The sequence below is a fragment of the Pedobacter sp. BAL39 genome (genome assembly GCF_000170795.1).
Taxonomy (GTDB): domain Bacteria; phylum Bacteroidota; class Bacteroidia; order Sphingobacteriales; family Sphingobacteriaceae; genus Pedobacter.
The window spans coordinates 1-4,364 of record NZ_ABCM01000044.1 but is presented as its reverse complement, the minus strand read 5'-3'; the positions used below and the strand labels follow the sequence as shown (position 1 = coordinate 4,364).

The following is a 4,364-nucleotide window of genomic DNA, read 5'->3' as shown; positions in this document are numbered from 1 at the left end:
GCATATGAAGAAAACGTAAATATGCAGAGCAAGAATGATAGGGTAAGGGTGGCGTTAATGGTTTTCATAGTTGATGGTCGTAGTTTGATTGGACTAATCTAGGAATTTAAACAATATATTCCCGTAAGTTTTCGTCAGGTTGTCATATGGTGTTGCCGTAAAACCTTTCAGCTCAGTGTTCGTTGTTGAAGTATAATTTACGGATATGAACATCTTACTGACCGGTGCTACCGGATATATCGCCCAGCGACTGCTGCCGGTTTTATTAGAACAGGGGCATCAGGTCACCTGCGTGGTCAGGGTTAGCGCGAGGTTTAACCTGGGTAAATTTGGGCATCAACAAGCGGTGACGATCATTGAAGCCGACCTGATGGACAGGGATAGTCTGAACAGTTTTCCAAAAGAGATTGATGCAGCCTATTATCTGGTACATTCGATGAGTGGAGGAGGTAAATTTGGAGAGCGGGAAGCACAGTCTGCACGGAATTTTACGGAAGCCATTGGGCAGACCACTGCTCGTCAGGTGATTTACTTAAGTGGCATTGTGAACAGTGATGAGCTGTCGGAACACCTGTCATCCAGAAAAAAGGTAGAAGATACACTTGGTGAGGGCAAAGTCCCACTTACAACCCTTCGTGCTGGGATTATTGTCGGTTCTGGCAGTGCTTCCTTTGAAATTATAAGGGATCTGGTAGAAAAGTTACCGGTGATGATCGCTCCAAAATGGCTGAATACCAGATGCCAGCCTGTTGCTATACGTAACGTGATCCAGTTCTTATCGTCAGTGCTGTTGAAGGAATTCAGCTATGGCCACTATTACGACATTTATGGGCCCGACATCATGACGTACAAAGAGATGCTGATGCGGTTTGCCAGGGCAAGAGGGTTAAAGCGGCACATTTATTCTGTCCCTGTGATGACCCCGAAGTTGTCATCCTACTGGTTGTATTTCGTGACTTCTACATCGTATACACTGGCGAGAAACCTGGTGGACAGCATGCGCGTAGATGTGGTGGCTGAGCCAAATGACCTGGCTGATCGATTAAACATCAAGCTGATTCCCTATGAAGAGGCAATTGCATTGGCTTTCGATAAAATTGAACAAAATATGGTGCTCTCCAGTTGGTATGACGCTGTGGGGGGCGAGCATTCCCGTGAAATGGTAAAGAAGCAGATGGCCGTTCCTGAAAATGGGGTATTTACCGATAAAAAAACATTAAAAACCAAGGATCCCGAGCAGGCTGTAGGTCGAATTTTCGCTATTGGTGGTAAGGCCGGATGGTATTATGCAGACTGGCTGTGGGGCTTCAGAGGTTTTATAGACAAGCTATTTGGGGGGGTGGGTTTGTCAAGGGGCAGGAGAAATATGAATGTAGTAAGTGCAGGTGATACCCTGGACTTCTGGAGAGTAATCTACGCAAACCGGGAGGAAAAACGACTCCTGCTGTATGCAGAAATGAAACTTCCTGGAGAAGCGTGGCTGGAGTTTAAAATTGAAGGTGACTGTATCCGGCAGACTGCTACTTTCCGCCCCCTTGGAATAGCGGGCCGATTGTACTGGTATGCTGTCCTCCCATTCCATTATTTTATTTTTAATGGGATGATCAGAAAAATTGCGGGATAGGCTGCAGAACCCTGGGTGTTTTAAGTTTTTTGATTGCAGGGATTTTTTAAAAAATATCATCTTTAATCTAAAATGTAGCATCTTTATCGATCTGAACCTCCACCATCAATGCAGTTGAGCTGACACTATGGCTTTGAAACCCCTCAATCAGGAAAATATTATTCTGGCAAAAATTGCACAGGGGGATCACCATGCGTTTTTCCTTTTGTTTGACCACTATCAGCGGTATGTGTATGGTTTCGGACGAAAGCTAACCCGGTCAGATGATCAGGCTGAAGAAATCGTCCAGGATATCTTCCAGAAAATATGGACGCTGAAAGAAAAACTCCCTGAAATTGAGCATTTTGAAGCCTACATCACCCGACTGGTTCGTAATCAGGCCTATACCATCCTTCGGAAAAACATGTTATCTGCGAAGATCAACACCGGATTGAGTGAAGAGGCCGCAATGGAAGTCAGCGATCTGAATACTGAACTTGACTACCGGGAAACGGTGGTTTTATTGAATGAAGCCATACAATCTTTGCCCGATCAGCAACGTAAAGCATACGAACTTTGTCATCAGCAGGGATTGAAATATGAAGATGCGGCCAAGGAAATGAATATCTCTCCTGATACAGTACATTATCATATGAAACTTGCACTAAAAACGATTCGGGAACATTTTAAAAGGAGTTCTTTCCTGTATCCTGCACTGATTTCCTTTCTTTTCAAATAATTCTATACTTTTTTTAAAAATCGACTACCCTCTTTTCGTTTTGATGCGTCGTACATATAAAGGGGAGATCAAATCATGCACAGTCACGTCCGCCTGTCTGCCTTGCTGGCCAGGCATTTTGAAAATAACTTAACGGCTATTGAAGCGCAGGAGTTTTCCATTTATCTGGAAAACCCGGTTTATGCGGAAGAGATAAAGGATTTGCTCGCTGCCTCTTTTACAGCCCAAACCGAAGCCCTGGAGATGCCCGCGATCCGCAAAAGACGTGTACTGAAAAGTGTGCTGGGCGATGCTAATGCTTTGCAACCTTTACGTCGCCGGATATGGTTTAGAGCGGGACTTGTTGCGGCCATCCTCTTATGTATCCTTACTGTGGGTTTATTTTATAACCAATACCAAGACAGGAGTTCGGATGACTTCGCCTATCTAAATGACATTGCTCCTGGAAAGCAGGGCGCTACACTCACCTTATCAAATGGTTCCAGGATCAAGCTGGATGAAGCCAATAATGGAACACTTGCCGAAGAAGCTGGGGTAAAGATCAGTAAGTCGGCTGATGGACAGGTAATTTATGAGATTAGGAATGCGGACAACGGCAATTCTGCAACTCAGGTGCTGAGCACAGCAAGAGGAGAAACCTATCAGCTACGTCTGCCGGATGGTTCTGTAGTGCACTTGAACGCAGCATCCAGTCTTACCTTTTCCAGTCACCTGTTACAGAAGGGCAAACGCCTGGTTAAACTAAACGGTGAAGGTTTTTTCGATGTGGCTAAGGATAAGGCCCATCCCTTCGTCGTTATGTGCAAAGGGCAGGAGCTGGAAGTTTTGGGTACACATTTTAATGTCAAGGCTTATGCCGAAGACCAAAAGATGGTCAGCACCCTTGTAGAGGGCTCGGTAAAGGTCAGGTATGGAGATGAGCAAAGGTTATTGAAACCCGGGCAACAGGCCACAAATGATGGCCGCGGGCTTTCCGTTAAGGAGGTGGATGTTTCAGAAGCCATCGCCTGGAAAGAGGGCTTTTTCCGTTTCAATGATGCGCATGTGGGAGAAGTTATGGAGCAGCTGGCGCGATGGTATGATATCGACGTGAAGTATGAAGGGAAACTGTCCAACGATGGCTTCAGCGGAAAAATCTCTCGTTATAAACCCATCTCGGATGTTTTGAAGATGCTTGAAAACACCGGGTTGGTTAAATTTAAAATTGAAGGAAGGAGGGTGACGGTACTGGAATAAATATACCATTCATTAATCACAGGAGCCTGAAAAAAGGATACCGCTGAACACGGTATCCCCATCGGTAAGGTTCAGCAAAAATTATCAGCCATTAGCAGCTGCCGACGCATCTCGACAATGAACGGCATGCTGCACAACCAAACCAACGTAAATGTATAAAATATTGACCAAAGAACTATGGGCACCTTCGCGTGCCTTAGCTAAACTATTGTTGATTATGAGGCTAACCACCTTCATTTTGATCACGGCAATCCTGCAGGTAAGTGCTGCGGGGTATGCACAGAAGATTACCCTTAACGAAAGGAACACGCCCCTGATGAAGGTGTTTGATAAGATCAGCACGCAAAGTGGGCTGGACTTCCTGGTGCCTGCTTCTGTATTAAAGGAAAGTAAACCGGTAAATATCAATGTCAGTCAGATGGAATTGGAAAAGGTACTGGAGCAGCTATTTGTCGGTACCGAGCTCAATTTTAAGATCGCGCAAAAGTCTGTCGTCATTTCAAGAAGGGAACGCTCCTTATTAGATGGACTAAAGAAGATAACGCTGTCCGCCTTTCAGAACAAAATTGACGTGAGAGGACGCATCGTGGATTCGGCATCCGTCGGTTTACAAGGCGCCTCCGTACGTGTTAAACGTACAGGAAAGGTGACCAACACCGGTGCAAATGGCGAATTTTCAATTCAGGGACTGGATGAATCGGATGTACTTCAGATCAGCTATGTCGGATATATTTTAAAGGAAGTTCCAGTAAAAACCGGGCTAATGATGATTGTGCTGGCACCGAG

The 4,364-nt window shown here is 45.2% G+C and carries 4 protein-coding genes; all 4 read left to right on the top strand.

Annotated features, from left to right (window positions below; translation table 11 throughout):
* The first annotated feature begins 205 nt into the window (after positions 1 to 205).
* A complete protein-coding gene (locus PBAL39_RS24405; protein ID WP_008246850.1) occupies positions 206 to 1,624 on the top strand; it encodes an SDR family oxidoreductase in 1,419 nt (472 codons plus the stop codon).
* A gap of 127 nt (positions 1,625 to 1,751) precedes the next feature.
* A complete protein-coding gene (locus PBAL39_RS24400) occupies positions 1,752 to 2,342 on the top strand; it encodes an RNA polymerase sigma factor (protein WP_008246847.1) in 591 nt (196 codons plus the stop codon).
* A gap of 75 nt (positions 2,343 to 2,417) precedes the next feature.
* Complete coding sequence (locus tag PBAL39_RS24395; protein WP_008246846.1) at positions 2,418 to 3,578, top strand: FecR family protein; 1,161 nt, start codon at positions 2,418 to 2,420, stop codon at positions 3,576 to 3,578.
* A gap of 151 nt (positions 3,579 to 3,729) precedes the next feature.
* Positions 3,730 to 4,364: STN domain-containing protein (locus tag PBAL39_RS24390; protein ID WP_008246845.1), on the top strand; the 635-nt coding region annotated here is incomplete at its 3' end.

Excerpts from the sequence above, each read along its gene's own strand:
- PBAL39_RS24405 (WP_008246850.1), top strand. The coding sequence starts at position 206 with ATGAACATCTTACTGACCGGTGCTACCGGATATATCGCCCAGCGACTG.
- PBAL39_RS24400 (WP_008246847.1), top strand. The coding sequence starts at position 1,752 with ATGGCTTTGAAACCCCTCAATCAGGAAAATATTATTCTGGCAAAAATT.
- PBAL39_RS24395 (WP_008246846.1), top strand. The coding sequence starts at position 2,418 with ATGCACAGTCACGTCCGCCTGTCTGCCTTGCTGGCCAGGCATTTTGAA.